Source organism: Streptomyces sp. ID05-26A, assembly GCF_033794685.1.
GTDB lineage: Bacteria > Actinomycetota > Actinomycetes > Mycobacteriales > Pseudonocardiaceae > Lentzea.
This window is the reverse complement of sequence record NZ_JARAYZ010000001.1, coordinates 118,323-142,256: the sequence shown is the minus strand read 5'-3', so window position 1 is coordinate 142,256 and position 23,934 is coordinate 118,323. Positions and strand designations below refer to the sequence as shown.

General features: G+C 69.1%; 25 protein-coding genes. 14 read left to right on the top strand and 11 right to left on the bottom strand.

What is annotated here, in order from left to right; genetic code table 11:
• Nucleotides 1-69: 69 nt before the first annotated feature.
• Nucleotides 70-429, bottom strand: a complete 360-nt coding sequence (locus tag PV646_RS00725) for a hotdog fold thioesterase (RefSeq protein ID WP_500339494.1) — start codon at nucleotides 427-429, stop codon at nucleotides 70-72.
• Between PV646_RS00725 and polA the strand changes: the two genes are divergently transcribed.
• The 5 genes from polA to PV646_RS00700 all read left to right on the top strand — a co-directional run bounded on the left by polA (nucleotide 428) and on the right by PV646_RS00700 (nucleotide 7,047).
• The gene (gene polA / locus PV646_RS00720; RefSeq protein WP_500342211.1) at nucleotides 428-3,208 is read left to right on the top strand and encodes a DNA polymerase I; all 2,781 of its coding nucleotides are present in this window, start codon (nucleotides 428-430) and stop codon (nucleotides 3,206-3,208) included. The two genes, PV646_RS00725 and polA, sit on opposite strands and share 2 nt — an antisense overlap.
• 167 nt (nucleotides 3,209-3,375) lie before the next feature.
• Nucleotides 3,376-4,533, top strand: a complete 1,158-nt coding sequence (locus PV646_RS00715; protein ID WP_500339493.1) for a glycosyltransferase — start codon at nucleotides 3,376-3,378, stop codon at nucleotides 4,531-4,533.
• Nucleotides 4,534-4,574: 41 nt separating this feature from the next.
• Nucleotides 4,575-5,201: a SecDF P1 head subdomain-containing protein gene (locus PV646_RS00710; RefSeq protein WP_500339492.1), complete on the top strand. Its 627-nt coding sequence runs from the start codon at nucleotides 4,575-4,577 to the stop codon at nucleotides 5,199-5,201.
• Nucleotides 5,198-5,944, top strand: a complete 747-nt coding sequence (locus PV646_RS00705) for a hypothetical protein (protein WP_500339491.1) — start codon at nucleotides 5,198-5,200, stop codon at nucleotides 5,942-5,944. The genes PV646_RS00710 and PV646_RS00705 overlap by 4 nt, the downstream gene beginning before the upstream one ends.
• Before the next feature lie 41 nt (nucleotides 5,945-5,985).
• Nucleotides 5,986-7,047, top strand: coding sequence for an Hsp70 family protein (locus PV646_RS00700; RefSeq protein ID WP_500339490.1), 1,062 nt, complete (start codon nucleotides 5,986-5,988; stop codon nucleotides 7,045-7,047).
• On the opposite strand, the gene PV646_RS00695 is transcribed toward PV646_RS00700, so the two are convergent.
• Nucleotides 7,028-8,245 carry an aminotransferase class V-fold PLP-dependent enzyme gene (locus PV646_RS00695; protein WP_500339489.1) on the bottom strand — a complete coding sequence of 406 codons (1,218 nt, stop codon included), beginning with the start codon at nucleotides 8,243-8,245 and terminating at the stop codon, nucleotides 7,028-7,030. The genes PV646_RS00700 and PV646_RS00695 overlap by 20 nt on opposite strands.
• Nucleotides 8,232-8,678 carry a DUF1453 domain-containing protein gene (locus PV646_RS00690; RefSeq protein WP_500339488.1) on the bottom strand — a complete coding sequence of 149 codons (447 nt, stop codon included), beginning with the start codon at nucleotides 8,676-8,678 and terminating at the stop codon, nucleotides 8,232-8,234. The genes PV646_RS00695 and PV646_RS00690 overlap by 14 nt, the downstream gene beginning before the upstream one ends.
• 63 nt (nucleotides 8,679-8,741) lie before the next feature.
• Between PV646_RS00690 and PV646_RS00685 the strand changes: the two genes are divergently transcribed.
• On the top strand, nucleotides 8,742-9,341 hold the full coding sequence (locus PV646_RS00685; protein WP_500339487.1) for a TetR/AcrR family transcriptional regulator: 600 nt from the start codon (nucleotides 8,742-8,744) through the stop codon (nucleotides 9,339-9,341).
• A gap of 9 nt (nucleotides 9,342-9,350) precedes the next feature.
• Here PV646_RS00685 and PV646_RS00680 read toward each other — a convergent pair whose 3' ends face one another.
• A complete protein-coding gene (locus PV646_RS00680) occupies nucleotides 9,351-9,797 on the bottom strand; it encodes a winged helix-turn-helix transcriptional regulator (RefSeq protein ID WP_500339486.1) in 447 nt (148 codons plus the stop codon).
• Nucleotides 9,798-9,874: 77 nt separating this feature from the next.
• Here PV646_RS00680 and PV646_RS00675 point away from each other — a divergent pair, with 77 nt between their 5' ends.
• Together PV646_RS00675 and PV646_RS00670 are read left to right on the top strand one after the other, a co-directional pair.
• The gene (locus PV646_RS00675; RefSeq protein ID WP_500339485.1) at nucleotides 9,875-10,384 is read left to right on the top strand and encodes a GNAT family N-acetyltransferase; all 510 of its coding nucleotides are present in this window, start codon (nucleotides 9,875-9,877) and stop codon (nucleotides 10,382-10,384) included.
• Between the two features lie 151 nt (nucleotides 10,385-10,535).
• Nucleotides 10,536-12,002: a DUF8189 domain-containing protein gene (locus PV646_RS00670; RefSeq protein ID WP_500339484.1), complete on the top strand. Its 1,467-nt coding sequence runs from the start codon at nucleotides 10,536-10,538 to the stop codon at nucleotides 12,000-12,002.
• 57 nt (nucleotides 12,003-12,059) lie between these two features.
• On the opposite strand, the gene PV646_RS00665 is transcribed toward PV646_RS00670, so the two are convergent.
• On the bottom strand, nucleotides 12,060-12,965 hold the full coding sequence (locus PV646_RS00665) for a nucleoside hydrolase (RefSeq protein WP_500339483.1): 906 nt from the start codon (nucleotides 12,963-12,965) through the stop codon (nucleotides 12,060-12,062).
• Between the two features lie 63 nt (nucleotides 12,966-13,028).
• Here PV646_RS00665 and PV646_RS00660 point away from each other — a divergent pair, with 63 nt between their 5' ends.
• Both PV646_RS00660 and PV646_RS00655 read left to right on the top strand, forming a co-directional pair.
• The gene (locus PV646_RS00660; protein ID WP_500339482.1) at nucleotides 13,029-14,294 is read left to right on the top strand and encodes a Gfo/Idh/MocA family protein; all 1,266 of its coding nucleotides are present in this window, start codon (nucleotides 13,029-13,031) and stop codon (nucleotides 14,292-14,294) included.
• Nucleotides 14,295-14,461: 167 nt separating this feature from the next.
• Complete coding sequence (locus PV646_RS00655) at nucleotides 14,462-15,508, top strand: Gfo/Idh/MocA family protein (RefSeq protein WP_500339481.1); 1,047 nt, start codon at nucleotides 14,462-14,464, stop codon at nucleotides 15,506-15,508.
• Between the two features lie 4 nt (nucleotides 15,509-15,512).
• Here PV646_RS00655 and PV646_RS00650 read toward each other — a convergent pair whose 3' ends face one another.
• Nucleotides 15,513-17,075: a hypothetical protein gene (locus tag PV646_RS00650; RefSeq protein WP_500339480.1), complete on the bottom strand. Its 1,563-nt coding sequence runs from the start codon at nucleotides 17,073-17,075 to the stop codon at nucleotides 15,513-15,515.
• Nucleotides 17,076-17,212: 137 nt separating this feature from the next.
• On the opposite strand from PV646_RS00650, the gene PV646_RS00645 reads away from it, so the two are divergent.
• From PV646_RS00645 to PV646_RS00630, 4 genes are all read left to right on the top strand, one after another.
• Nucleotides 17,213-17,728, top strand: coding sequence for a hypothetical protein (locus PV646_RS00645; protein WP_500339479.1), 516 nt, complete (start codon nucleotides 17,213-17,215; stop codon nucleotides 17,726-17,728).
• A 170-nt stretch (nucleotides 17,729-17,898) separates the two neighbouring features.
• The gene (locus tag PV646_RS00640; RefSeq protein WP_030476842.1) at nucleotides 17,899-18,102 is read left to right on the top strand and encodes a cold-shock protein; all 204 of its coding nucleotides are present in this window, start codon (nucleotides 17,899-17,901) and stop codon (nucleotides 18,100-18,102) included.
• Between the two features lie 75 nt (nucleotides 18,103-18,177).
• Nucleotides 18,178-18,750, top strand: a complete 573-nt coding sequence (locus PV646_RS00635; protein WP_500339478.1) for a P-loop NTPase family protein — start codon at nucleotides 18,178-18,180, stop codon at nucleotides 18,748-18,750.
• Nucleotides 18,747-19,259: a hypothetical protein gene (locus tag PV646_RS00630; protein WP_500339477.1), complete on the top strand. Its 513-nt coding sequence runs from the start codon at nucleotides 18,747-18,749 to the stop codon at nucleotides 19,257-19,259. The genes PV646_RS00635 and PV646_RS00630 overlap by 4 nt, the downstream gene beginning before the upstream one ends.
• A gap of 3 nt (nucleotides 19,260-19,262) precedes the next feature.
• On the opposite strand, the gene PV646_RS00625 is transcribed toward PV646_RS00630, so the two are convergent.
• The 5 genes from PV646_RS00625 to PV646_RS00605 all read right to left on the bottom strand — a co-directional run bounded on the left by PV646_RS00625 (nucleotide 19,263) and on the right by PV646_RS00605 (nucleotide 23,930).
• Nucleotides 19,263-19,730 carry a hypothetical protein gene (locus PV646_RS00625; protein ID WP_500339476.1) on the bottom strand — a complete coding sequence of 156 codons (468 nt, stop codon included), beginning with the start codon at nucleotides 19,728-19,730 and terminating at the stop codon, nucleotides 19,263-19,265.
• A gap of 67 nt (nucleotides 19,731-19,797) precedes the next feature.
• The gene (locus tag PV646_RS00620) at nucleotides 19,798-20,373 is read right to left on the bottom strand and encodes a TetR/AcrR family transcriptional regulator (protein ID WP_500339475.1); all 576 of its coding nucleotides are present in this window, start codon (nucleotides 20,371-20,373) and stop codon (nucleotides 19,798-19,800) included.
• Nucleotides 20,370-22,286 (bottom strand): YhgE/Pip family protein, encoded by a 1,917-nt coding sequence (locus PV646_RS00615; protein ID WP_500339474.1) that lies wholly within the window; start codon nucleotides 22,284-22,286, stop codon nucleotides 20,370-20,372. The genes PV646_RS00620 and PV646_RS00615 overlap by 4 nt, the downstream gene beginning before the upstream one ends.
• Nucleotides 22,283-22,930, bottom strand: coding sequence for an ATP-binding cassette domain-containing protein (locus PV646_RS00610; RefSeq protein ID WP_500339473.1), 648 nt, complete (start codon nucleotides 22,928-22,930; stop codon nucleotides 22,283-22,285). Before PV646_RS00610 ends, PV646_RS00615 begins: the two co-directional genes overlap by 4 nt.
• A 79-nt stretch (nucleotides 22,931-23,009) precedes the next feature.
• A complete protein-coding gene (locus PV646_RS00605; protein ID WP_500339472.1) occupies nucleotides 23,010-23,930 on the bottom strand; it encodes a GNAT family N-acetyltransferase in 921 nt (306 codons plus the stop codon).
• Nucleotides 23,931-23,934: the final 4 nt, after the last annotated feature.

Sequence of the window (23,934 nt, the reverse complement as noted above, 5' to 3'; positions counted from 1 at the left end):
ACGATCTCGGGATGATCTTGGCCGCGCACTGGGGCTTACCGTACGAAAGGGGTGTGGTTTACCCCAGTGTCAGGCGCCGGGGGGCTTGGGGCGCAGGAGGCACGTGAGGCGGGCGGTGCAGGTGCGCTTGCCGTCCTCGTCGGTCACGACGATCTCGTACGTCGTCGTGCTGCGGCCCAGGTGGATCGGGCGGGCCACGCCGGTGACGGTGCCCTCGCGCGCCGCTCGATGATGGGTGCAGGACAACTCGAGCCCGACGGCGATGAGGTTGTACTGCGAGGCGTGCATCGCGGAGGCGATGGAACCGAGCTGTTCGGCGAGCACCGCGTTCGCGCCGCCGTGGAGCAGGCCGAACGGCTGGCGGTTGCCCTTGACCGGCATCGTGCCGGTCATCTCCTGGACATCCCATCGGGTGATTTCGATGCCCATGCGGACGTGCAGCTGCTCGTCGGCGAACTCGATTGGCAGGTCGGGGGTCACGCGGGCTCCAAGGGCTCAAGCAAAACTGTCAGACCCCCACCCTAGACTCGGGCCCGTGACTACCTCAGACGTGAAGCGGCTCCTGCTCATCGACGGTCACTCGATGGCCTACCGAGCGTTCTACGCCCTGCCCGCCGAGAACTTCGTGACGAAGACGGGCCAGGTCACGAACGCCGTGTACGGGTTCACGTCCATGTTGATCAACATCCTGCGCGACGAGAAGCCGACGCACGTCGCGGTGGCGTTCGACGTCTCGCGCAAGACGTTCCGCTCCGAGCAGTACCCCGAGTACAAGGCCGGTCGCACCAAGACGCCGGACGAGTTCCGCAGCCAGGTCTCCCTGATCAAGGACGTGCTGGCCACGCTGGCCATCCCGACCATGGAGAAGGAGAACTACGAGGCGGACGACATCATCGCGACGCTGACCACGCAGGCCGTGGCACAGGGCGTCGAGGTGGAGATCGTCACCGGCGACCGCGACGCGTTCCAGCTGGTCAACGACAAGGTCACGGTGCTGTACCCGGTCAAGGGCGTCTCGGAGATGGGCCGCTTCACCCCGGCGTACGTCGAGGAGAAGCACGGCGTGCGCCCGGAGCAGTACGCGGACTACGCGGCGGTGCGCGGCGACTCGTCGGACAACCTGCCGAACACCCCCGGTGTCGGCCCCAAGACGATCATCAAGCTGCTCAACCAGTTCGGCGGCCTCAACGAGCTCGTCGACCGCATCGACGAGGTGCCGGGCAAGGTCGGCGAGGCCCTGCGCGGCAACCTGGCGAACATCATCATGAACCGCCAGCTCACCGAGCTGATCAAGGACGTCGAGCTGCCGTACACGATCGACGGCCTCGAGGTCCAGGTCTGGGACCGCGACGCGGTGCACCGCCTGTTCGACGAGCTGGAGTTCCGCGTCCTGCGCGACCGTCTCTTCCAGACGCTGACGACGGCGGAGCCCGAGGCCGAGGAGGGTTTCGAGGTCTCCGGCGGCGCGATCCCCGCGGGCACGCTCGAGAAGTGGCTCGACACGAACGCCCGCAAGACGCGGGTCGGCGTCGCGCTGCGCATCACGACCGACCTGGAGGGCGTCGCGCTCTGCACGGCCACCGGTGAGGGCGGGTACGTCGACGTCACCGAGCTGAACGAGGCCGACGAGCAGGCGCTCGCCGCGTGGCTCGCCGACGAGAAGGTGTCCAAGGCCGGCCACGACCTGAAGCTGCCGTTGCGCCGCGTGCGCGCCCGCGGCTGGAAGCTGCGCGGCCTGTCCTCGGACACGGCCCTGGCCGCCTACCTGGTGCGTCCCGGCCAGCGGTCGTTCGCCCTGGACGACCTGGCGCTGCGCTACCTCAAGCGCGAGCTGCGGGCCGAGGAGTCGGGCGGCGGTCAGCTGTCGCTGCTCACCGACGAGTCCGAGGAAGCCCAGAAGGTCGCCACCAGCACGATCCTGCGCGCGCGTGCCGTCGCCGAGCTCGCCGACCGCCTCGACGAGGAACTGGTCACGATCGGCGGCACCGATCTGCTCGCGAACCTCGAACTGCCGCTGATGAACGTCCTCGACGAGGTCGAGGCCGTCGGCATCGCGATCGACGTCGACCACCTCACGGAGCTCGAGACGCACTTCGCGGCCGGCGTGAAGAACGCCGCGCAGGAGGCGTACGCCGTCATCGGCAAGGAGATCAACCTCGGCAGCCCGAAGCAGCTGCAGACGGTCCTCTTCGACGAGCTCAACATGCCGAAGACGAAGAAGACCAAGACCGGCTACACCACGGACGCGGACGCGCTGCAGAACCTGTTCGAGCAGACCGAGCACCCGTTCCTGCAGCACCTGCTGTCGCACCGCGACGTCACGCGCCTCAAGTCCACTGTGGACGGTCTGCTGAAGTCGGTGGCGGACGACGGCCGCATCCACACGACGTTCCACCAGACGATCGCGGCGACGGGCCGGCTGTCCTCGACGGACCCGAACCTGCAGAACATCCCGATCCGCACGGACGAGGGCCGCCGCATCCGGCAGGCGTTCGTCGTCGGCGAGGGTTACGCGGAGCTGATGACCGCGGACTACAGCCAGATCGAGATGCGGATCATGGCGACGCTGTCCGGCGACGAGAGCCTGATCGCGGCCTTCAACAGCGGCGAGGACCTGCACACCTACGTGGCGTCGCAGGCGTTCTCGATCCCCACCTCCGAGGTGACGGGGGAGATGCGCCGCCGCATCAAGGCGATGTCGTACGGCCTCGCGTACGGCCTGTCGGTGTTCGGTCTGTCGCAGCAGCTGCGCATCCCGACCGAAGAGGCCCGCGAGCAGATGGAGGCGTACTTCGCCCGCTTCGGCGGCGTGCGCGACTACCTCAACGAGATCGTGAAGAAGGCCGGCAAGGACGGCTACACCGAGACCGTCCTCGGGCGCCGCCGCTACCTGCCCGACCTGACATCCGACAACCGCCAGCGCCGCGAGATGGCCGAGCGCATGGCCCTCAACGCGCCGATCCAGGGCAGCGCCGCGGACATCATCAAGGTGGCCATGCTGGGCGTGTACCGCGCGCTGGAGTCGTCCGGCCTGCGGTCGCGGATGCTCCTGCAGGTGCACGACGAACTGGTCCTGGAGGTGGCCGAGGGCGAGCGCGAGGCCGTCGAAGCGCTCGTGCGCGAGCACATGGGCAACGCCTACCAGTTGCAGGTGCCGCTGGAGGTCTCCGTCGGCGTCGGTCGTTCCTGGGACGACGCCGCCCACTAGGGCCCAGAACGCGAATCAGCCCGTCCGAGGCGCAGTGCTCGGGCGGGCTGTGTGCTGGGGAGAACTGTTCTCCCCGTTGGAACTTATAGCGCGTGGGGGGACTTGCCGCAAGACCCGGTGCCGGCCGCACACTTCGTGGCCTGACCAGGGGATTGAGGGGTTCGAGCATGCGATTTCTGCTGTCCACCATCGGGTCGCGGGGAGAGGCGCAGCCGGTCACCGCGCTGGCCGTGCGGCTGAAGGCACTGGGCAACGACGTCGAGGTCGTCGCGCCGCCGGACTTCGAGGAACTCGTCACGGGCAACGGCGTCACCTTCACGCCAGTGGGCCCGAACCTGCGTGAGGCCACGGCGATCGGGACCACGCCGGACGACCTCCGCAGGCTCGTCGAGGAGTCGGTCAGGGAACAGTTCCGGGTCGTCACGAGGGCGGCAGGCCGGGCCGACGTCCTGGTGGCGGGCGGCGCGTTGCAGCACGCGACCCGTTCCGTGGCGGAAAGCATCGGCGCCCACTACGTGTATGCGAGCTTCTGCGCGAACACGTTGCCCTCACCGCACCACGCCCCACCCGCACTGCTGGGCCGCGTGCCGGTGAACGGAACTCCCGAGGAAAACCTCGCGCAGTGGGACCAGCACCGCCACTACTTCACGAGTTCGCGCGACACCCTCAACGCCGAGCGGGCCAAGCTCGGCCTCGGCCCGATCGACGACGTCCGCGACCACATCTTCGGCGACGCCCCGTGGCTCGCCGCGGACCCGGTGCTCGGCCCGTGGCCAGGCCCCGGCGACCTCGTCCAGACCGGCGCCTGGCTGATCGACGACGAACGCCCGCTCGGCCCGGACCTGCAGGCGTTCCTGGACGACGGCGAGCCACCGGTCTACTTCGGACTGGGCAGCATGCGTGGAGCCCCGGACACGGCGCACGAGGCCGTCGAGGCCGCGCGCGAACTGGGCAAACGCGTTGTCCTGCAACGAGGCTGGGCAGACCTGGAGCTCGCCGACACCGCCCCGGACTGCATCGCGATCGGTGAGGTGAACCAGCAGGCGTTGTTCCGCCGTGTCGCCGCGATCGTGCACCACGGCGGTGCCGGGACGACCACGACGGCCGCGGCGGCGGGCAGGCCGCAGGTCGTGTTGCCGCACATGTACGACCAGTACTACTGGGGCGGCCAGGTCGAGAGGCTGAACATCGGCCGCTCCGCGAAGGCGGTGACGGTCGAAACCCTCGCCGAGGCACTCCACCTCGCGGACCAGGCCGAGAAGCTTTCCGCCCAGGTGAGCACGGACGGTGCGCGGAACGCGGCGGAACGGTTGATGGCGCTCTGATTCGCCCCATGCGGGCGGTGGCCACGTGGTAAGCCAACGGCATGAAGATCCTTGCTGTGGTGCTGCTCCTCGCCGTCGCCGCCTGCACGGCCACCGAGCCGGGCACCCCGGTCACGGCGGAATGGCTCACGGGCAAGCTGACCTTCCGCGAGGTGAAGGGCCAGGCCCCCACCACCAAGCCGTCGTCCGGTTTCCCCGCGCCGCAGAACGAGCCCGGCGACCCGGCCGTCCAGACCGCGCGGGCGACCAGGCAGAGCACCGACGCCACCGTCCGCGAGCAGGCGCTCGGCACACTCGACTGCGCGGCCCCGGACCCGCTGGTCGGCAACGACGACCCGGCCGCACCACTGGTGACCTGCGACGCCGGTGAGTTCAAGTACGACCTGGGCCCGGTGGCCCTCGACGGCGACCGGGTAGTCAAGGCCACGGCGAGCCCCAGCGAGTACGGCGGCCACGTCGTGACGATCGAGTTCGACCCCGAGGGCGCCCGGACCTGGAGCGACTTCACGACCGCCAACGTGGGCAAGCAGATCGCGATCCTGATCAACGGACGGGTGCTCAGCGCACCCAGCATCCAGTCGCCGATCACCGGTGGCTCCACGCAGATCTCCGGCAACTTCACCAGGGAAGAGGCTGATCAGCTCGCGAGGCAGTTGGTCGGCCGGTGATCCAGGACTACGACGAACGCAGGTTGAGCAGAACACCGTGCGGCGCCACGAGAGAGCAGGATGGCGCACTCACCCGCTTGCACCTCGGCACGCACGTGACGATCGAGCACTCAGACGCCATCACGGGCGACCCAAGGGCGTTGGTAGAACGCCAGAAGAGCATTGCCGCGCAACGGTCCGAGCCCGTCGAGTGGCGGATCCACCGGCACCGCGCCACGCCTGCGCTCGCCGAGCACCTGACCGAGGTGGGGTTCACCGAGGACGAGCCCACCCACGTCATGATCGCCGCACGAGACCGCGCGCTGGCATCGGACGAGCTGCCGGAGAACGTGAGCGCCCTCCTCGACGAGGAGGAGTTCGACGAGGCCCGATCGGCGGCGTCGGCCGCGCACCGTGTCCGGGAGGACGAGGCCGTGCAGGCCGCCTGGTACGCGCTACGCCGTGACCAGGAGCTGACCGGCGTTCTGTGGTGGCACGCCGCCACCAGCGACAAGTTCATCGAGTTCGGCATGACCGGCGCACACCACGAGTTCGGGCCGTTGTTGCAGCGCGTCGCGCCGGCCTGGCCGTTCTACCAGCGCTACCTGCTCGTCGAGGCAACCAGCGACGTGCGTGATCTCGTCGCAGGACAGGGGTTCAGCGAACTGACCTCGATCCGCACGTTCCGCTGGACTCCGGTGGGAGAGCCGCACACGGCGCGGGTTTCGCACGGGCGACGAGAAAATCTGAACCGGGCCAACTGAGACGTACGTGTGGTGGGTGTCCGCAGTGAGGGGTGACCCGCATGTCGTACCAGGTTGGGCTCGATCTCGGATCCGCAGGCACCACCGTCGCCACCAGCCGTGGCGTCACGACCAACGGCCGGCGTGAGCAGTCGGCGGCCAGGGAGATCGCGAGCGTTCTCGACGACCTCGCGCAGCGGCACGGGGAGCCGCCGAGCCGTGTCGCCATGACGCATCCGTTGTGCTGGCCGCACGAGCATCTCGAGCAGTTGAGGCACGACCTCATCAACGAAGGCCGCGCGGACGTGTTGTTCGTGCCGGCACCGCATGCCGCCGCCATCGCGTTCGACGCCGACGTGCAGATGCCCGAGCACAGCACGGTGGCGGTGTTCGACTTCGGTGCCACCGGATGTGACATCACGGTGCTGCGCAAGCAAGGTGTGCTGTTGCTGGCCGGGCAGCCGGAACGGGTCGAGGTCGGCGGCTTCGACCTGGACGGGCTGGTGGCGGAGCACGTGATCACGAAGATCGGTACGCACAGCCGTGAGCTCGTGCGGAGCTGCGTCGAGGCGAAGGAACTGCTCGGCAGTTATCCGGAGGTGCGCATTCCCTACGTCGCAACGAACGGCGAGGTGTGCGAGGTCCGGCTGAGCAGGCTGGAGTTCGAGGCGATCATCCGGCCGTCGGTCGAGCTGACGATCGACGCGCTGGAACGGGTCGTGACGAGCGCGGGGTTGTGCCTGCCCGACGTCATCCTGCTCGTGGGCGGGTCGGCGCGGATTCCGCTGGTGGCGAAGGAGATCGCGGAACGGCTGGGCATCCCGGTGATGAGGGCGCCGGACGGTGCGGCCGCGACGGGTGCCTACCTCGAAGCCGTGCAGCTGGAACCCGAACCCGCCGAGCAAGCCACGGTCGAGGTGCCCGTACCGCGTCAGGAAGAGCCGAAGAAGCGGATTCCTACGACGCCGTTCATCGCGGCGGGGCTGCTCGTGCTCGTTCTCGGAGGAGGGTGGTTCGCGCACGACGCGATGAACCAGCCGCAGGTGAGGATGGAGAACACCAGCGTGCAGCTCGAACCGCCGGGAGTGGCGGAACTGCCGACCGTCATCGGGCCAGGGCGCTGATCTCCCGGACGGTCCGGTCGATCTCCTCCGGGGTGTTGAGGATCGACGTGCCGACGCGTGCGTACGGGATCCGGTAGGACGCCGTGGTGATCTGGATCTGCTTCTGCCGCAGCAGTTCCACGACCTCGGGTCCGGTGTGCCCGGGAACGTCGAAGCACACCAGGCCCGCGGACGTGGCCGGGTCGCGTGGCGTGTGCACGACGACCCCGGGGACGTCGGCCAGCCCGTCCTTGAAACGACCGGCGAGCTCGGTGATCCGGGACGCCACGCGGTCGCGTCCGAGTCGTTGGTGGAACCGCACCGCCGCCTGCACGCCGAAGTACTGCTCGAACGCGTGGAAGCCGCCGGGTCCCAGCAGCGCCGTCTCGCTGCGGTTGCTCAGGCTCGGCAGCATCGGCACGATCTCGCCGCTCACCTCGGGGTTCACCCACACCATGCCGGTGCCGCGCGGCCCGAACAGCCATTTGTGAGTGCCGGCGACGAACACGTCCGCGCCCGTGCGTGCTGGATCGTCGTGCACGGCCGCAAGTCCGTGCACGCCATCTACGACGAGGAGGCAGCGGTCTTCTTGTTTGCGGCCCCGGTTTGCTTCGGCGACAACCGCGGCGCACGCGCGGACCGGCATGCGTAGGCCCGTGCTCGACTGCACCCACGTAATGCCGACCGCACGGGTCTGCGGCGTGATCGAGTTCCGCAGCCGGGTCGCGATCTCGTCCTCGGTGGCCTTCGCGGGGTTCTCGTAGAGCGTGCCGATCCTGACCTTCGCGCCCGCCCGTCCCGCCGCGAGCCGGGCGGCCTGCTGGTGCCACGCGTGGTCTTGGTCGTTGAGCAGCAACTCCTGGCCGGCACGCAGTTTCAGGCCGCCGTAGACGATCGAGAGCCCCATGGTCGTGTTGGGCACGAACGCGATGTCGTCCGCCGCGCCGCCGACGTACCGGCCCAGCGCGACGGCGACCTCCTGCGCCTGCTCGGGCATCAGGTCGTGCGAGTTCGCGTCCAGCCTGCGGCGGAAGTCGTCGACCGCGTCCCGCACCTCGCGCGGGTTCGACGCGAGGTAGAAGAGCCCCAGGTTGGTCAGCGCCGGGTCCAGCCGGAACTCGCGGCGCACGGCGCCCCAGTCCACTCCCTGCCCGGCCGACGACGCGGTCGGCGCGACGGCGAGCAGCCCTGCCCCCACGAGGAAGTCACGACGTTCCATGCCTTCCATTGGACAGCTTCTGCGGTGCGAACGGCAGCCCCGTGTTCAACGCCTTCGCCCCCACGGCGCACAGCTCGCCGAGCATGCTCACCCCGATGGACAGCTGCGTGGGTGCGTGGTGGTCGAGCAGCAGCGCGAACCCGACACTCGTGCCGATCGACGTCACCCACACGAGCAAGGTCCACGGCGTGTACCGCTGCCACAGGTGGCCGTCGCGCTCGAACAGCCTGATCGTCAGGCCCCGGACCGCGCCGAACGCGAACCCGGCGGCGAGCGGCAGCAGGTAGACCAGGTGGAACTCGTCCACCGCGCGGACGCCGAAGAACAGGAGGAACGCGAGCGGCGCCAGCAGGTCCCTGGCGTTGAGCGGTTCCCCCATGAACCGGCGCACGAGCACGTACAGCACACCGGCCGCTATCAGCGCGTATGTCATTGCATCCCCCTAAGTAGCATGACCATGCTACTTAAATTAGCAGGGTCATGCTACAAAAGGGAGGTGTCACCGAGAGTCGTCGATCCCATCGCCCGCCGCCAGGCCGTCGCCGAGGCGGTGTTCCGCGTGGTCGTGCGCGACGGCGTCGAGCAGGCCTCGCTGCGCAACGTGGCGGTGGAGGCGGGCCTCGCGATCGGCTCGATCCGCCACTACTTCGACAGCCACGACGACATGATCATCTTCGCCGTCGAGGCCCTCATCCACTCCATCGACCAGCGCGTCATGGCCCACGTGCAGTCACTCCGAGATCGCAGTGATCCACGCCGGCCGGCCGAACGCGTGCTCTCCGAGGTGCTCCCGCTCGACGACCGCCGGCGCGACGAAGCCGTGCTGTGGCTGGCTTTCGTCACCGCCTCGCGCACCCGGCCGTCCCTCGTGCCGCACGCCGAACGGCTCTACGACGGCCTGCGCGCGCTCTGCCGCCGCGCGCTGACCGTGATGACCGAGGCGGGCACCATCGCGGCGACGCACGACGTCACTCTGGAGTCCGAGCGGCTGGCGTCGCTGCTCAACGGCCTCACCGTCGACGGCGTGCTCCACCCGGACCGGATGACGCCGGACCTCGCGGTGTCGTTGCTGCGCAGGCACCTCGACTCGCTCTAGGGCATCAGTTCACCGCCTGGCCGTCACCTCGACGTCGCGCGCGGTCAGTTCGGCGGCGCACTCGGTGCACTCGACCTTCGCCCGCACGCCCCCGCCGCAGTCGCGGTGGTGCAACTGGAACGTCTCTTCTTCGTCCGGGGCCATCCACTTCTCGCCCCACGTGCGCAGTGCCATCAGCACGGGGTAGAGGTCGCGGCCTTTCTCCGTGAGGCGGTATTCGTGCCGTGTGCGGCCGTCCTCGTGATAGGGCACGCGCTTGAGCACGTTCTCCTGCAGCAGCACGTTCAGTCGATCCGTCAGGACGCTGCGCGAGATGTCCATCGTCGCCTGGAAGTCCTCGAAGCGACGGGTGCCCAGGAAGATCTGGCGGAGCAGCAGCAGCGTCCAGCGCTCGCCCAGCAGCGCGGCGGGGCGGCTCAGCGTGCAGGGCATGCTCGCGAAGTTCGAGTACGGCATGAACCCAGGATATCCCTTGCGTTCGATTTTCGAACTCAGCTACAGTTCGGATTCCGAACTCAGAGGGGTAGATCCTCATGCGCGTCACCGAGCTCAACCGCGACACCGCGCCGGAAGCTGTCGACGCGGTCTTCGAAGGACTCTCCGCGCGAAGCCGCTACCTGCGCTTCCACTCGCCGACGCCCCGTCTGACCGCCTCCGCGCGCCGGGTGCTGACCGACGTGGACGGGCAACGACACGGGGCCGTGTGCGCCAGGGTCGGCGGCGAACCGATCGGCATCGCCAGGGTGATCAGGACGGGGGAGTGCGGCGCGGAGATCGCGGTCGCCGTGGTCGACCTGTGGCAGCGCCGTGGCGTCGGCCGCCTCCTGCTGGAGGAGCTCACGGCGGTCGCGGCCAGGATGGGCGTCGCGGAACTGCACGGCAACGTCCTGCCCGACAACCACGCGATGCTCGCGCTGGTCCGCAAGGTGCTGCCCGGCGTCCGGCTGACCAGGGAGGTCGACACGATCGAGCTGAGCTACCCGCTCGCCTGGGTCACCGCCGAGATCAGCGACGCCGACCTCGTGGCGAGCCTGCGGACGTGACGATCGTCCACAAGGGTCGACTTCACTGCCCGTGCGTCCGGCCTCGTGTTCACGGTTGACGGTCTGAACGGCACGAACAAGTCAGTGATGGCCGGAACACAGGACGTTCGACCGGACCAAAACTTCACATCCCCTTGCTACGGTGACCGGCATGAGATCGTGGGGGATGTTGGCGGTCGCCGCGGCGGCCATCACGTTCGGCTCGACGCTGGCCATGCCTGACGTCGCGGTCGCCGCTGCCGAGGGCGGGGTGGTCTGCGGGACGTACGAGGCCAACTCCAAGATCACGCGCAGCGAGGTCCTGGCGCGCTCGCGGACGTGGATCAGCGCCCGCGTTCCCTACAGCCAGAGCGACTGCTTCGGCAACAAGTACGGCGCCTACCGCACCGACTGCTCCGGCTTCGTCTCGATGGCCTGGGGCCTGCGCATCTCCTACACCACGCACATCCTCGAGCAGGTCGCGCACCGCATCGACTGGGAGGACCTCCGTCCCGGCGACGCGCTCAACGACCGCGAGAACCACGTCGCGCTGTTCATCGGCTGGGCGGACGCGGCCAAGACGCGGCCCATCGTGCGCGAGCAGGCCGGGCCGGACGGCAGCAGGCCCGTGCAGCGCGTGTGGAGCGCCAGCAACGCCCGCAGGTACGTGCCCCTGCGCTACAACAACATCCTCGAGGCCGGCAGCGGTGGCACCACCCGCAGCGAGACGCCGGTGACGGACAAGCTCGTCGTCAACGCCGGTCCGCAGATCTCCGGCACGGGGCAGCTCGAGGTCTTCGTGCGCGGCGCGGACGACACGATCATCACGAACTTCCACAAGACGAGCCGGTGGAGCGGCTGGCAGCAGCTCGGTCCCGAGCTCTTCGCCGGCGACCCGGTCGCGCTGATGAACCCGCAGACGAAGATCGTCGAGGTGTTCGCGCGCGGCACGGACGACAAGGTCTACCGCCGCGTCGACGGCAAGTGGCTCGCGGTCGGCGACACGGCCGTCGCGGGCGACCCGACGCTGTTCTGGAACGACAAGACGAAGGCCGTCGAGGTCCTCGCTCGCGGCACGGACGGCCTCCTGCTCCGCTTCACGGACAAGTGGGCCCCGGTCGGCGACCGCAAGATCGAGGGCAACCCGGCCGTCGCCGACAAGGACGTCTACGCGCGTTCCGCCGACGGCAAGCTGATCAAGTGGGACGGCAGCACCTGGGCGGACCAGGGCGACAAGAAGATCGTCAGCGACCCGAGCGTCGCCGTCGACCAGGTCTTCGTGCGCACCGAGTCCGGCAGCGTCGAGCAGTACGCGGCAGGTGTCTGGAAGTCCATGGGCGGCAAGGGAACCGGCGCCCCGTCGGCGGTCTTCAACTCGACGACCGGGTCCATCGACGTCGTGCAGCTCGGTGAGGGCGGCATCGTCGAGCACTCCCGCGCGATCGACAGCGGCTGGAGCTCGTGGGCCAAGCTCGGCACCACCAAGGCCTCCGAGGCGCCGACCGCGATGTACCACGCGCAGACGAAGACCGTCGAGGTCTTCGCCCGCACCGACGACGGCAAGCTGATCCGCCGCTTCTACAAGGAGAAGGCCGGCTGGAGCCAGTGGGCCGTGCTGAGCGGCAAGAGCATCAGCTAGGTCAGGCTTTTGCGTGGAACGGGGCGGCGACTCACCGGAGTCGCCGCCCCGTTCCCGTCACGTGAGCCGGCCTACGGCATCCACGACCAGATCGAAGAACCGGTCCACGTCCAGGCCCACCGCCACCAGCGAGTTCGGCTCCCGGCCCAGCCTGCCGTGCAGGTCCACGACCGTCGCGCCGCGGGTGAAGGTCCCCGTCGTCTCGATCCCCACGAACGCCTCGACGCACGTCACCAGCGTCGGATCGATCACCCGCGCCACCGCGACCGGGTCGTGCAACGGCGGTGCCGCGAACCCGAACACCTCGCGGTAGGTCGCCGCGAAGAACGTCATCAGCTCCCCGCACGTCCGCCCGAGCGGCCCCAGCGCGTTCAACCGCGCCACGACCTCCGGCGTCACCAACGCCTGGTGAGTCACGTTCAGCCCGATCATCGTGATCGGCACACCGCTGCCGAAGACGATCGCGGCCGCCTCCGGGTCGACGTAGATGTTGAACTCCGCGTACGGCGTGGTGTTGCCGCGTTCGGTGGACCCGCCCATGAGCACGATCTCGCGCACCGCCGAGGGTCCGTACCGCCGCAGGTACATCGCCACGTTCGTCAGGGCGCCGGTCGCCACCAGCGTCGCCGGCATGTGGGCGTGCATCACGTCGATCGCGTGCTCCGGCACCACGCCGACGGTCAGGGGGCCGAACGACGGACCGTCCATTCCGGACTCACCGTGGATGTCCTCGGCCACGTACAGCGGTCGCACCAGCGGTTGTGCGCACCCGCGGGCGATCGGCACCGAGATCCCGGCGGCTGAGCAGATCCGCCGCGCGTTCGTGGTGACCTTGTCCAGAGTCTGGTTCGCGGCCACGGTGGTGATCGCGCGCAGGTCGATCTCGGGGGACCCGGCCGCGAGCAGGATGGCGATCGCGTCGTCGTGGCCGGGGTCGCAGTCGAGCACCACAGGAGTCGGCATGTCCTCATCCTGCCGCTCGCGTATCGTGACACGACCGAAAACGTTTTCAGGGGAGGTCCGGGGATGGCGCGCAGGCGATACGCGGTGGTCGGCACGGGAGCGCGGGCGGAACGGCACGTCCACGCCATCGCGGTCGAACACGCGGAGACCTGCGAGCTCGTGGCGTTCGCCGACGTGAACCGGACCAGGATGGACGTCCACAACGAACGGCTCGCGGAACTAGGCGTCGAGCCGGTCCCGACGTACGACGCCGAAGACTTCCTGAAGATGCTTGAGGAGCAACGGGTCGACGTGGTGGTGGTGACCACCGTGGACCGTTTCCACGACACCTACATCGTCGAGGCGTTGGACGCGGGGCGTGACGTCGTGACGGAGAAGCCGATGACGACGGACGTCCCGTCGGCCGGCAAGATCCTGGACGCGGTGCACCGCAACGAAGGCAACGTCACGGTCACCTTCAACTACCGCTACAACCCGATCCACGAGAAGGTGCGCGCGCTGCTCGCGGACGGCGCCGTCGGTGAGATCGGGTCCGTGCACTTCGAATGGTTGCTCGACACCCGTCACGGCGCCGACTACTTCCGCCGCTGGCACCGCGACAAGGCCAACTCCGGCGGTCTCATGGTGCACAAGGCGACGCATCACTTCGACCTGCTCAACTGGTGGGTCGGCTCGGTGCCCGAGACCGTGTACGCGCACGGACGATTGTTCTTCTACGGCAAGGAGAACGGCGAACGGCACGGCTACGCGCGCGATGACCGGTTCGACATCAAGTTGGAGCAGAACGCCTGGCTCAAGAAGCTCTATGTCGATGCACAGCACGAGGACGGCTATCGCCGCGACCAAAACCCGTTCGAACCTGGCGTGTCCATCGAGGACGACATGTCCGTGCTCGTCCGCTACGCCAGCGGCGCGAACCTGACGTACCACCTCACGGCCTACTCGCCGTGGGAGGGCTACCGGCTGATGGTCAACGGCAGCAAGGGCCGTCTCGAACTGGAGGTCGTCGAGAACTCGTGGGTGTCGGGTCAGGACCCGTCCGTGCACGGCGTCGCCGCGAACCCCGAACAGGGGTGGGCGAAGCTGTCCGTGCAGCGGCTGTTCGCCGAACGCGAGGACGTCCCGCTGGAGTTCGACCGGGACGGGCACGGCGGCGCGGACCAGCGCATGGTCGACGCGCTGTACGGGCCGCCCGGCCAGGAGGACCCGCTGGGACGCCGGGCGACGCACTACGACGGCGCGCTCTCGCTGCTGACCGGGTTCGCCGCCAACCGCAGCTTCGAGACCGGGGAGGCCGTCCGCGTCACCGACGTCATCGACCTCCGGTGAGGACCCCTTAGCGGTCGCCACACCCCCGGCGCCATTGCCCGTTCCGGTGACCGCGGTGGCCGGATGCTGTCGCAAACGAGTCTTGGTTGGCGCGGCGCATTGAAATTCCACGCACGTCGGCTGATGCTGGTGGGCGCGGTGGAGTCCGCCCGAGAAGGGTGAGAGCGATGCGTGTTGCGCTGGTCGGCGCTCGTGGGCACGGGGCGCGGCACGTGGAGAACCTGGTCAGGCTGGGCCACGACGGCCTCGCCACCTTCGTCGGGGTGGTCGACGTGGCGGACGTCGACGTGCCGGTGCCGTCCTACCCGGATCTGCCGTCGCTGGCCGACGAACTGCACCCGGAGGTCGTCGTGATCTCCTCGCCGCCCGCGACGCACCGCGACCTCGTGCTCACGGCGTTCGAACTGGGCTGCGACGTGCTGGTCGAGAAGCCGGCCGTGTTGTCGCTGACCGACTTCGACGAGATCTCCGCCGAGGCGGTCAAACGCGGGCTGGTGTGCCAGGCCGGCTTCCAGACGCAGGGCACGGGCTCGTACCGGCGGCTTTGCTCGTTGATCGGCTCCGGCGCGTTGGGTGAAATCACCGGTATCGGCGCCGCCGGTCGTTGGGTGCGCACGGACTCGTACTACGAGCGCGCCGAATGGGCCGGGAGGCAGGGTGAGGACGGGACGCTCGTGAACCCGTTCGCGCACGCCCTGCAGAACGCGCTGTTGCTCGCCGATGTCGAGGAACGGACCGACATCGCTGTCGAGTTGGAGCTGTACCGGTGTCGCGACACGATCACGGCGGACGACACGGCGTGTGTACGGGTCACGGCCGATGGCGCGCCACCGGTCGTCGTCGCCACCACGCTCTGCGCCACGACATCGTTGCCACCGGTGGTCCTGGTGCACGGGACGCTTGGTCAGGCCGTGTGGTGGTACGACGACGACAGGCTGACGGTCAACGACCACCGCATGGCCGTCGCACCGTCCGTCGACCTCCTGGAGAACCTCATCCGGCACCGGCAGACCGGCGAGCCCCTCGTCGCGCCGCTCGCCGCCGCGCGGGCGTTCACGTCGGTCGCCGAGCAGTGCGGCAAGGCCGACGTGCCGCTGCTGCCCGCTCGCCGCGTCGGTGACCGGGTGCTGCTCGACGGTATCGACGAGGTCGTCGTGAGGGCCGCCGAGAAGATCGCGACCTTCACCGAACTGGGCTGTGGATTCGGCAGGTAGCCGGCTATTGGGGAGACGGCAGCGGAGGCCAGCCGGGGTCCTCCAGAACCCGCGGCCGAGCCGGGTCGCGCCCCGCCCACCACCCGGCTGCGACGACCAGGACCAGGCCCACCGCCGCGCCGGCCAGACCGAGTCCGATGGCGAGGTCACGCTCGGTCGGCTGGCCTGCTGTCCAGCCGAAGACGGGGCGGAGGAACGCCAGTCCGGTCAGCACGGCGGCGGCGCCGACCGCCAGCACGCGTGATCGGCGCAGCACCCCCACCGTCATCGTGAGACCGATACCGGCGCCGACCAGGAACAGTGCCACCACCAACCCCGGCCCGACCGTCGCGTTGGAGCTGCTGAGGAACGACACCAGCCCGGCGAGCGGGACAGCGCACACGACGAGAAGGCCGGCTGGAAGTACGGCGACGAGCCCACGTCCGGTACGGGCACGAGCCCGGCCGGCCGCCACCGACATCCCGATCAGCAGGGCGAACTGGGCGATCAGTCCGGCAACGGTGACCTCCTCCCCGAGCCCGCGGCCGAACGCGGTGAGCGGCACCGGCCGGATTTCCAGCCCGGTCTCGGCGACCACGACCGGCACGCGGCGCCAGGTGCCGTCGACGCCGCGGACCGCCAGTCCCTCCGCCCTGTTGGCCACGAACACCTCGTGTCCACCTGGGACGGCACGGACGAGGACCTCCACACTGGTGAGCTCCTCAGGGCGCTCGAACCCACGGGGAAACCGGTGCTGGCTCAGGACGAACGACCACCGGCCGGCGGGCACCTCCCACGCGGTGCGCCAGGTCTGACCGCCGTCGGTCGTCTCGTCGACGCCGAGCAGACGGCCCTCGCTTGCCGACATCGCATGATCGGAGAGGCCGTCGCCGTGCACGCGGTAGCAGTGTGCGGGGTCATCGGGTACGCAGGCTTCGGTCTTCCGCGGACGCACCGTCGGCGGACTCTCCGGAGTCTCCGGCACAGGCGTCCAGTCGCCCACGCCCGAGGGAGAGGTGTAGCTCCGCATGTCCGTCTGGATGAGCACCCGCGTGCCGTCCTCGTCCGCGACGGTCACGGAGTTGACCGACTCGACCGTGTCGCCGGGGGCCGACGTCGCGGCGATCGCCAGGACCGCGAACGGCACCGCGACCAGCACCCGCACCCTGGAAACCAGACCGTCCGGCAGCGGCGGGGCCGCCGACACCCGGCGCCAGGCCCACCAGGCGAGGCCCAGCGCGGGCAGCGCCACCAGGTCGGTCGGATCGGCCAGGACGCCCGAGGGCCCGTTGACGACCGACCACGCCGCCGACGCGACCTCGGCGCCCGGGGGCGTCAGCTTGACCACCGCGAATCCGGCGCCGGTCAGCAGCACCGACGCCCCGGCGGCGATCCGGCCGGCGAGGAACAGGCTCAACAGCAGCCCGAGCACCGGTGGTGCCACCACCAGTCCGGCCACGTCGCTGAGCTTGCCGGTGACGAACCCCGGCCACGCCTGCTTGAACACGTGGTCGTTGAGCAGCAGCACGACGGTGGCGCAGATTGTCAGCGGATGTGCCACCCAGCGCAGAAACCCCCCAGTTCGCATGGGTACAGCCTGCGCTGCGCCGATCACGGCCGTGACACGGTGCAGCGCCAGATCGGCGCAGGCCAGCAGGCCTCGGACAGCGCCAGTTGCTCGCCGAGTACCCTCCGCGCCCAGGTCCGTACTTCTCGGGGGTGGTCGTGAGCGCCTACATCGACCTGAAAGACGTCCAGGTCACCGGTTACGTCACGATGGGCCTGATCGCGCTGGTCGCCGTGGAGTCGATCTGGGGCACGATCAACGACTGGCAGGGCGGCTCGTCGTCGTGGAGCTTCCTGGCGATCGTGCTGATCCTGCCCGCCGCCGTCGCGTCGGTCCTGTGGTTCCGCGGGGTCACCCACAACGCGGAGGCGATCGCGCTGCACGGCGTGAGGACGGTGTCGCAGGTGTGGAAGGCGAGCGATCCGGCGCAGCGCGAGGTGCCGTTCGGCCAGCGGGTCGCGAGTCCGTTGATCAAGCCCTGGCAGTACGCGTTCCTCGCCATGGTGCTGTGTGACGTGTTCGAGTCGATGCTTCTCGACACACCTCTCTACGTCGTGTTCTCGACCCTGTCCACGCTCCTGGCGATCGGTGCGGGCGCTCTTGCTTGCTTCCTCGTCTTCCGGATCTCGCTCATGCAGCAGCGGTTCGCGGTACCTCAGCGCAAACGCTCCTGATCTGGGGTAGACTCTTTCGTTGGTTGCAGTTTCGTGTTCGTGTCTTTCACGCTCGCCAAACTTCAGTTGCGAGTGCTTCTCCTTCTTCACGGTTGGGGCAAGGCTCATGACCAACCACGGAGTGGCCGCACAGTGCGGCTCGCTCTTCAGTAATCAAGGAGAAGCAGTACATGGCAAACGGCACCGTCAAGTGGTTCAACGCTGAAAAGGGCTTCGGCTTCATCGCCCCCGAGGACGGCGGCGCTGACGTCTTCGTCCACTACTCGGCCCTCAACGGTGGCGGCTACCGCAGCCTCGAGGAGAACCAGAAGGTCTCGTTCGACATCACGCAGGGCCAGAAGGGCCCGCAGGCGACGAACGTCACCGCTCTCTGACGTTGTTTCATCCGTTGGGCCCCCGGAGTCTCTCCGGGGGCCCAACGGCCTTTTCAGGGCCGCTAGCCTGGCCTGATGCCGTTGCTCGGACCAGCCGATCCGCTGCCGCACGTGCCCCGGCGCGTCCTCGTCGCCGGCAACGCCGGATCCGGCAAGTCGACGCTCTGCCTGCGCATCGCCGAGCAGCACGACCTGCGGCGAGTCGAACTGGACAGCCTCTACTGGGGGCCGCGGTGGACCCCGCGGCCGGAGTTCCACACCGAGGTCGCCGCGTTCGCCCGCGAGGACCACTGGGTCACCGAGTACCAGTACAAGGTGGCGCGACCCGCATTGCTCGCGAGGGCGGACACGGTGGTGTGGCTCGACCACCGGTTCCCGGTCGTGATGGGACGGCTCGTGAGTCGCACGATCAGACGTCGCGCGGCAGGGGTGGAGTTGTGGAACGGTAACCAGGAGCCGTCGCTGTGGTCGGCGTTCACCGACTCCGGGCACATTTTGCGATGGGGCTGGAAGAGCTACCGGCGCAACCGGGCCAGGGTGCTCGCCCTGGTCGACGACGTGGTGGTCGTGCGGTTGCGCGGGCAGGCACAGGTGGAGCGGTGGCTCTCGGGCCCGCTCGCCTCGGTCGGGGAGGAGCGTGCTCGGTGAGAACCGCACTGGTGCTCGGTGGAACGGGCATGCTGGCCGGCTGCGCGGGACAACTCGTGGCACGCGGATGGCGCGTGGTGCTGCCGTCGCGCACCCAACCGCTGATGGCCGACGACGGTCCTGGACGGGCGGCGCGGGCGTCGATCTCGCAGGGGCACCGTCCGACGTGGGTCAGGGCCGACTGGGCCGATCCCGTGAAGCTGGCGGCGGAGGTCGAGTACGAGCTCGGCGGACACCTGGTGAACCTGCTGGTCGCGTGGGTGCACGTCAACTATCGCGTGAGCGTGCTCAATGCCGTGCGGCACCTTCTGGCAGAGGGCGCGCCAGTGGTGGAGGTGCACACGTCCGCGCCGGTGCCAGACCCTGTGCTCCCACACCCGACACAGCAGGTGTTGCTCGCTCACTTCGCCCACGACGCCATGCAGCGCACGAGCCGTGCGGTGCTGGAGGCCGTGGAGCGCGGACTGGAAGGACGGGCGCCCTCGCTGCATCACGAGGACGCCCGCTGACGTCTAGCGGGTCTCGGTCTTCACGATCTTGGCCCGGCCCGTCTCCGCCTGCACCTTGATGCCGGCCGCCACGTTCACGAGCTGACGGACGACCACGTCCTCGTTGCGGATGTCGGCGATCTTCTGCTTGGTCTTCGTGACGAACTCGAACTCCGCCACCTCCGCCGCCTCGATCTCGGCGACCTTCTGGAAGTCCTTGCTGAAGTCGAGCACCACCTCGGCGTCGTCGAGGACGACCAGCTGGTAGTCCGACGGCAGGTCGGAGGCGAAGCCCTTCTGGAACTTGCCGGTGACCTTGATGCCGTCGGCTGTCTCCTCGAGGTCGAGGACTCCGTCGACCGGGGTGAACAGCGCTTCCTGGAAGTCGGCGGTGGCCTTCGCGGGCACGGGGTCCGGCTCGGCCAGCACGGGGGACGCCGTGAGGGCGATGGTCGCGAGCAGGACGGTGGCGATGCTCAGCAGTTTCGGCATCTTTCGTTCGTACCGGCGGGGTTTTGGCCCCGCTCGGCCAAATGCATCGCTCGATCGGGTCGTTCGGTCAGCGGGCCGAGCGCATCCCCCGCACCAGCAGCATGACCGACTCGCGCACCTCCGCCCGTGACCGTTCCGGCTGGAACACCTGCCAGTCCAGGGCGATCACGAGCAACGTGCCGAACAACGCCGCCGACGCGGTGCCGACCTCGACCCCGGCGGGCAGACGGCCCGCGTCGGACAAGCGCTTCATCTGACCGCGCACGATCGACACGATGTCGTCGCGCAGCAACGAGAGAGTGCCGTGCCATTGGCCGGGGGTGCGCCACAACTCCGAGACGAGCAGCTGGCCGAACGCCGGGTACTCGGCCCAGAAGCCGAGCATCTCGTCGACCAGCGCCTCCAGCGAGTCCTCGGACCCCTCCGCGGACCGAAGCCTGCCCGCGAGGATCTCCACGCCGTGGTGCAGCAGCGCTTCGACCAGGGCGTCCTTCGAGGCGAAGTTGTAGTAGATCGTGCCCTTGGCGACACCCGCCTCCGCGGCGATCTCGTCGACCGTCACCGAGGCCGCGCCCCGTTCACCGACCAGCTTCAACGCCGCGTCGAAGAGCTTCTGCTTGGTCGCCGTCGTCCGGGCGCTCACAGCACGAGCTCCGGCTTGAGCTTGGACGCTGTCCACACGCGCTGCTTGTAGGCCGCCACGGACGACAAGGCTAGGGCTCCGACCAGCCAGGCGAGAAGGATCAGCGCGTCCTTTCCGACGCTGCCGAGGTCACCGCCGTACATGAGGTGGCGCAGACCGTCGACCGCGTAGCCCATCGGCAGGCCGTAGTGCAGCGGGTACAGCGGCACGGGGATCGTCTGCCACGGGAACGTGCCACCCGCGCTGACCAGCTGGAGGATCAGCAGGATCAGGCCGAGGAACTTGCCGACGGCGCCGAACGCGGCGTTCAGCGCGTGCAGGATCGCCACGAACGTCAGTGACATCAGCGCGAGGAACCCGAACGTGCCGAAGGGGTTCGACGGTTCGATGTCGACCACGAACCGTACGACCGTGAACATCACGAACACCTGCACGATGCCCAGCAATGCACCTGGGAGCCAACCGCCCAACGCGACGCGCAGAGCCGACTGGCCGGCGGCGAGCGCACGCCGTGAGAGCGGGCGCAGCAGCAGGAAGAGCACGAACGCGCCGATCCAGGTCGCCAGGCCGAGGAAGAACGGGGCCAGACCAGCGCCGTACGTGGCGGCCTTCGTCTGGGACAGGCCGCGCACCGCAACCGGGTCACCGATCGCCTGCGCGATCGCGGCGCGCGTCGGGTCGTCCTGGTTCGGGATCTTGTCGACACCACCGGACAGGCCGTCGTACAGCTGCGTCGATCCGTCGGCGAGTTTCGCGGCGCCGTCCTTGAGCTGCGGGGTGCCCGTCGCCGCCTTCTGCAGGCCGTCGCGCAGCTGGGCGTTGCCGTCGGCGAGCTTCGTCGCGCCGTCGTCGAGCCTCCCGACGCCCGCGACCAGTCCGGGCATCTTGGAACTGAGCTGCTCGGCGCCGGCGGCCACCTGGTCCGCGCCGGTCGCGAGCTTGCGGAGATCACCCGCGGCGCCCTGGACCTTGCCGTTCGCGTCGTCCACCGGCTTGCGGACCTGGCCGAGCGTGGTCAGCACGTTCTGGACCTGCTCCTCGGTGAAACCCAAGGTGCGCAAGCGGGTCGCGATGTCACCGTTGGCCTGGTCGAGCACACCGACGAGGGCCTGGGCCTTCTTCGCGTACTCCTCGGCCTGGGTCGCCGCGGTCTCGTTGCCGGTCGCGACCTGGCGCGCGCCGTCGGCGATCTTCTTGGCGCCGTCGGGCAGAGCCGCGGTCTGCGAGCGGAGTTCGTGCGTGCCGTCACGGAGCTGCGCGGCGCCGTTGGCCGCCGTCACCGCGCCCGTGGAGAGCTGCTGGACGCCGCTGTCGAGCTCGCCGAGCTTGTCGCGCAGCGTCGCGCTGCCGTCCGCGAGCTGCTTCGCGCCGTCGACGGCCTTGGTGGTCTCCTGGCGGATCGTGGAGAAGCCGAGCAGGAGCTTGTCGGCGGCCTCGGTGGAGACCTTGGCCGTGACCGCGCGGCGCACCTCGGAGACGACCTGGTTCGCGATCGTGGAGCCGAGGTAGTTGTTGGCGTCGTTGGTCGTCAGGGTCAGGACGCCCTGGCGCGGCTTGTTCTGCTCCGCGGACGTGAGCGCCTCGGAGAAGTCCTCCGGGAGCGTGAGGGCGAAGATGTACTCACCCTTGCGCACGCCCTCGTCGGCCTCGTCGACGACCTTCCAGTTGAACTTCTGGCCCTTCAGCAGCTCGTCCGCGACGTCCTTGCCGGCGTTGAGGTCCTTCGCGCCCTTGTCCTTCACGACCAGCGCGGCGGGGACGTGGTTGAGGTTCGCGTACGGGTCCTTGTTGGCGTACAGGTAGAGCGATGCGTACAGCAGGGGCACGAGCGCCAGAGCCAGGACGGCGAGCTTGGGGAGCTTGCCGGAGGTGATCCGGCGGATCTCGTTGAAGGCCATGCGAAGGGCGCTCATGCGGTGATCTCCATCTTGGTGTTGTTGTCCTCACCAAGGCGCGCGTGCGGGGTGTCGAGGATGTTGACCGAAAGAAGAATCTGCGCGGAGGAGTTCGAGCACAGGACGACGACGGACCGTTCGGGGGTCACGTGGTCGCGGGCCAGGGCGAACCACTCGCGCGGGTTGGGGTGGTACCGGTCGGGGCAGTCGAGGATCAGCGCCGTGACGCCTGGGCGTGCAACGGCCAGTTCGAGCATCACGGCGCACCGCGTCTGCGCCGGCACGTGCTCGAAGCGCTTGTCCGCGTGCTCATCGGCGGCGTGCTCCACCAACCAGTCGTGCACTGCCTTCTTGCCGGAGGGCATGCCGTTCATCGCGAGCTCCTCGCCGACGACGGCGGACAACGTCAGCGCCTCTTCCGGTTCGTTCACCTCGGGGGCGTCGACGATCACGACGCGCTTGCGCAGCGTCTTCGCGTCCGGGGACACGGTGCCCGTCGAAGGCTTCATGCGACCGGAGAGAAGGAGGGCGAGGGCCGTGTGACCAGCACCGGGCTCACCCGCGACCAGGGTCAGCTCGCCGGGCTTCACGGTCAGCGAAGTCGGCCGGAGCAGGGGACCATGGCCCCCGTTGACGCCTGCGCGACTTGCGTGGATTTCCACGGCCTTTACCCTTCTTTTAAACTGACCGGTCAGTACAAATTCTCTCGCAGTCTGCTGCCGCTGGCAACTCGGACATAGGTCACCTAAGGGCGGACGCGGGGCGTACTTCCCAGACGGTCCACAGCGGCCGGTAGCCCTGACGCGGCCAGAAGACGCTGCTCAACGGGTTCGGCGGGTTGTAGTAGAGGTACGTGCCGACCGTGCCCATCCGGTGGAGCTCCTGGTGGGCGTGGGCGAGGAGCTGCTGGCCGATGCCCGTGCCGCGGGCGCCGGGAAGCACCGAGACGCAGTTCACGTACCCCCAGCGGCCTTGGGGAAGCCGGGCGGCCGCCATCGTGCCGGGTTCGGACGAGACGACCGCGCACTCGGCGAGCGCCACCGCGATGCCGTCGCGTTCGGCGAGCCAGATCGGGCTTGCGTTCTTGAGGCGTTCGGTCAGCGCGCGACGCTTCACCACGGCGGCGTTCGGGCGCACGATCGTGGAGCCGACATAAGAGGAGTACTCCAACTCGGCGAGCGACAGCTCCAGCACGGTCTCCAGGTCGTGCGGGGTCGCACGGCGGATCGTGAGCGTGCGGGAGATGTGCTGCGTCGGGGTGCGCAGGCGCACGGCGAGCACGGACAGCGGCACCAGGCCGTGGTCGAGGAACGCCCGCGCGGCCTTCGTGTCGCGGCTCGGCCAGTGCACGACGCACGCCGTGTCCTCGTGGAGCTCCTGCGCGTCGAGGTGCCGGCGGAAGCGGGTGAGCAGCGCGTCCATGCCCTGCGAGCCGCCGACCAGCGGCAGCATCTCCCACACCTCCGCCGCCGACCACAGCCGCGTGGTCGTGTGCGGCTCGAAGCTCTGGTGACTGACGACCCCGGCCACGCGCGTGCCGTCCGCCAGTGCCGCCGTGAGGACGTGGCCGTCCGCGGGCGGTTCGGTGGCGGGCGGGAGCAGGGGGTCCAGTGAGGCGAAACGGGCTGACTGGGCCGCCACTAGTCCGCGTGCCGAGGTCATGGCC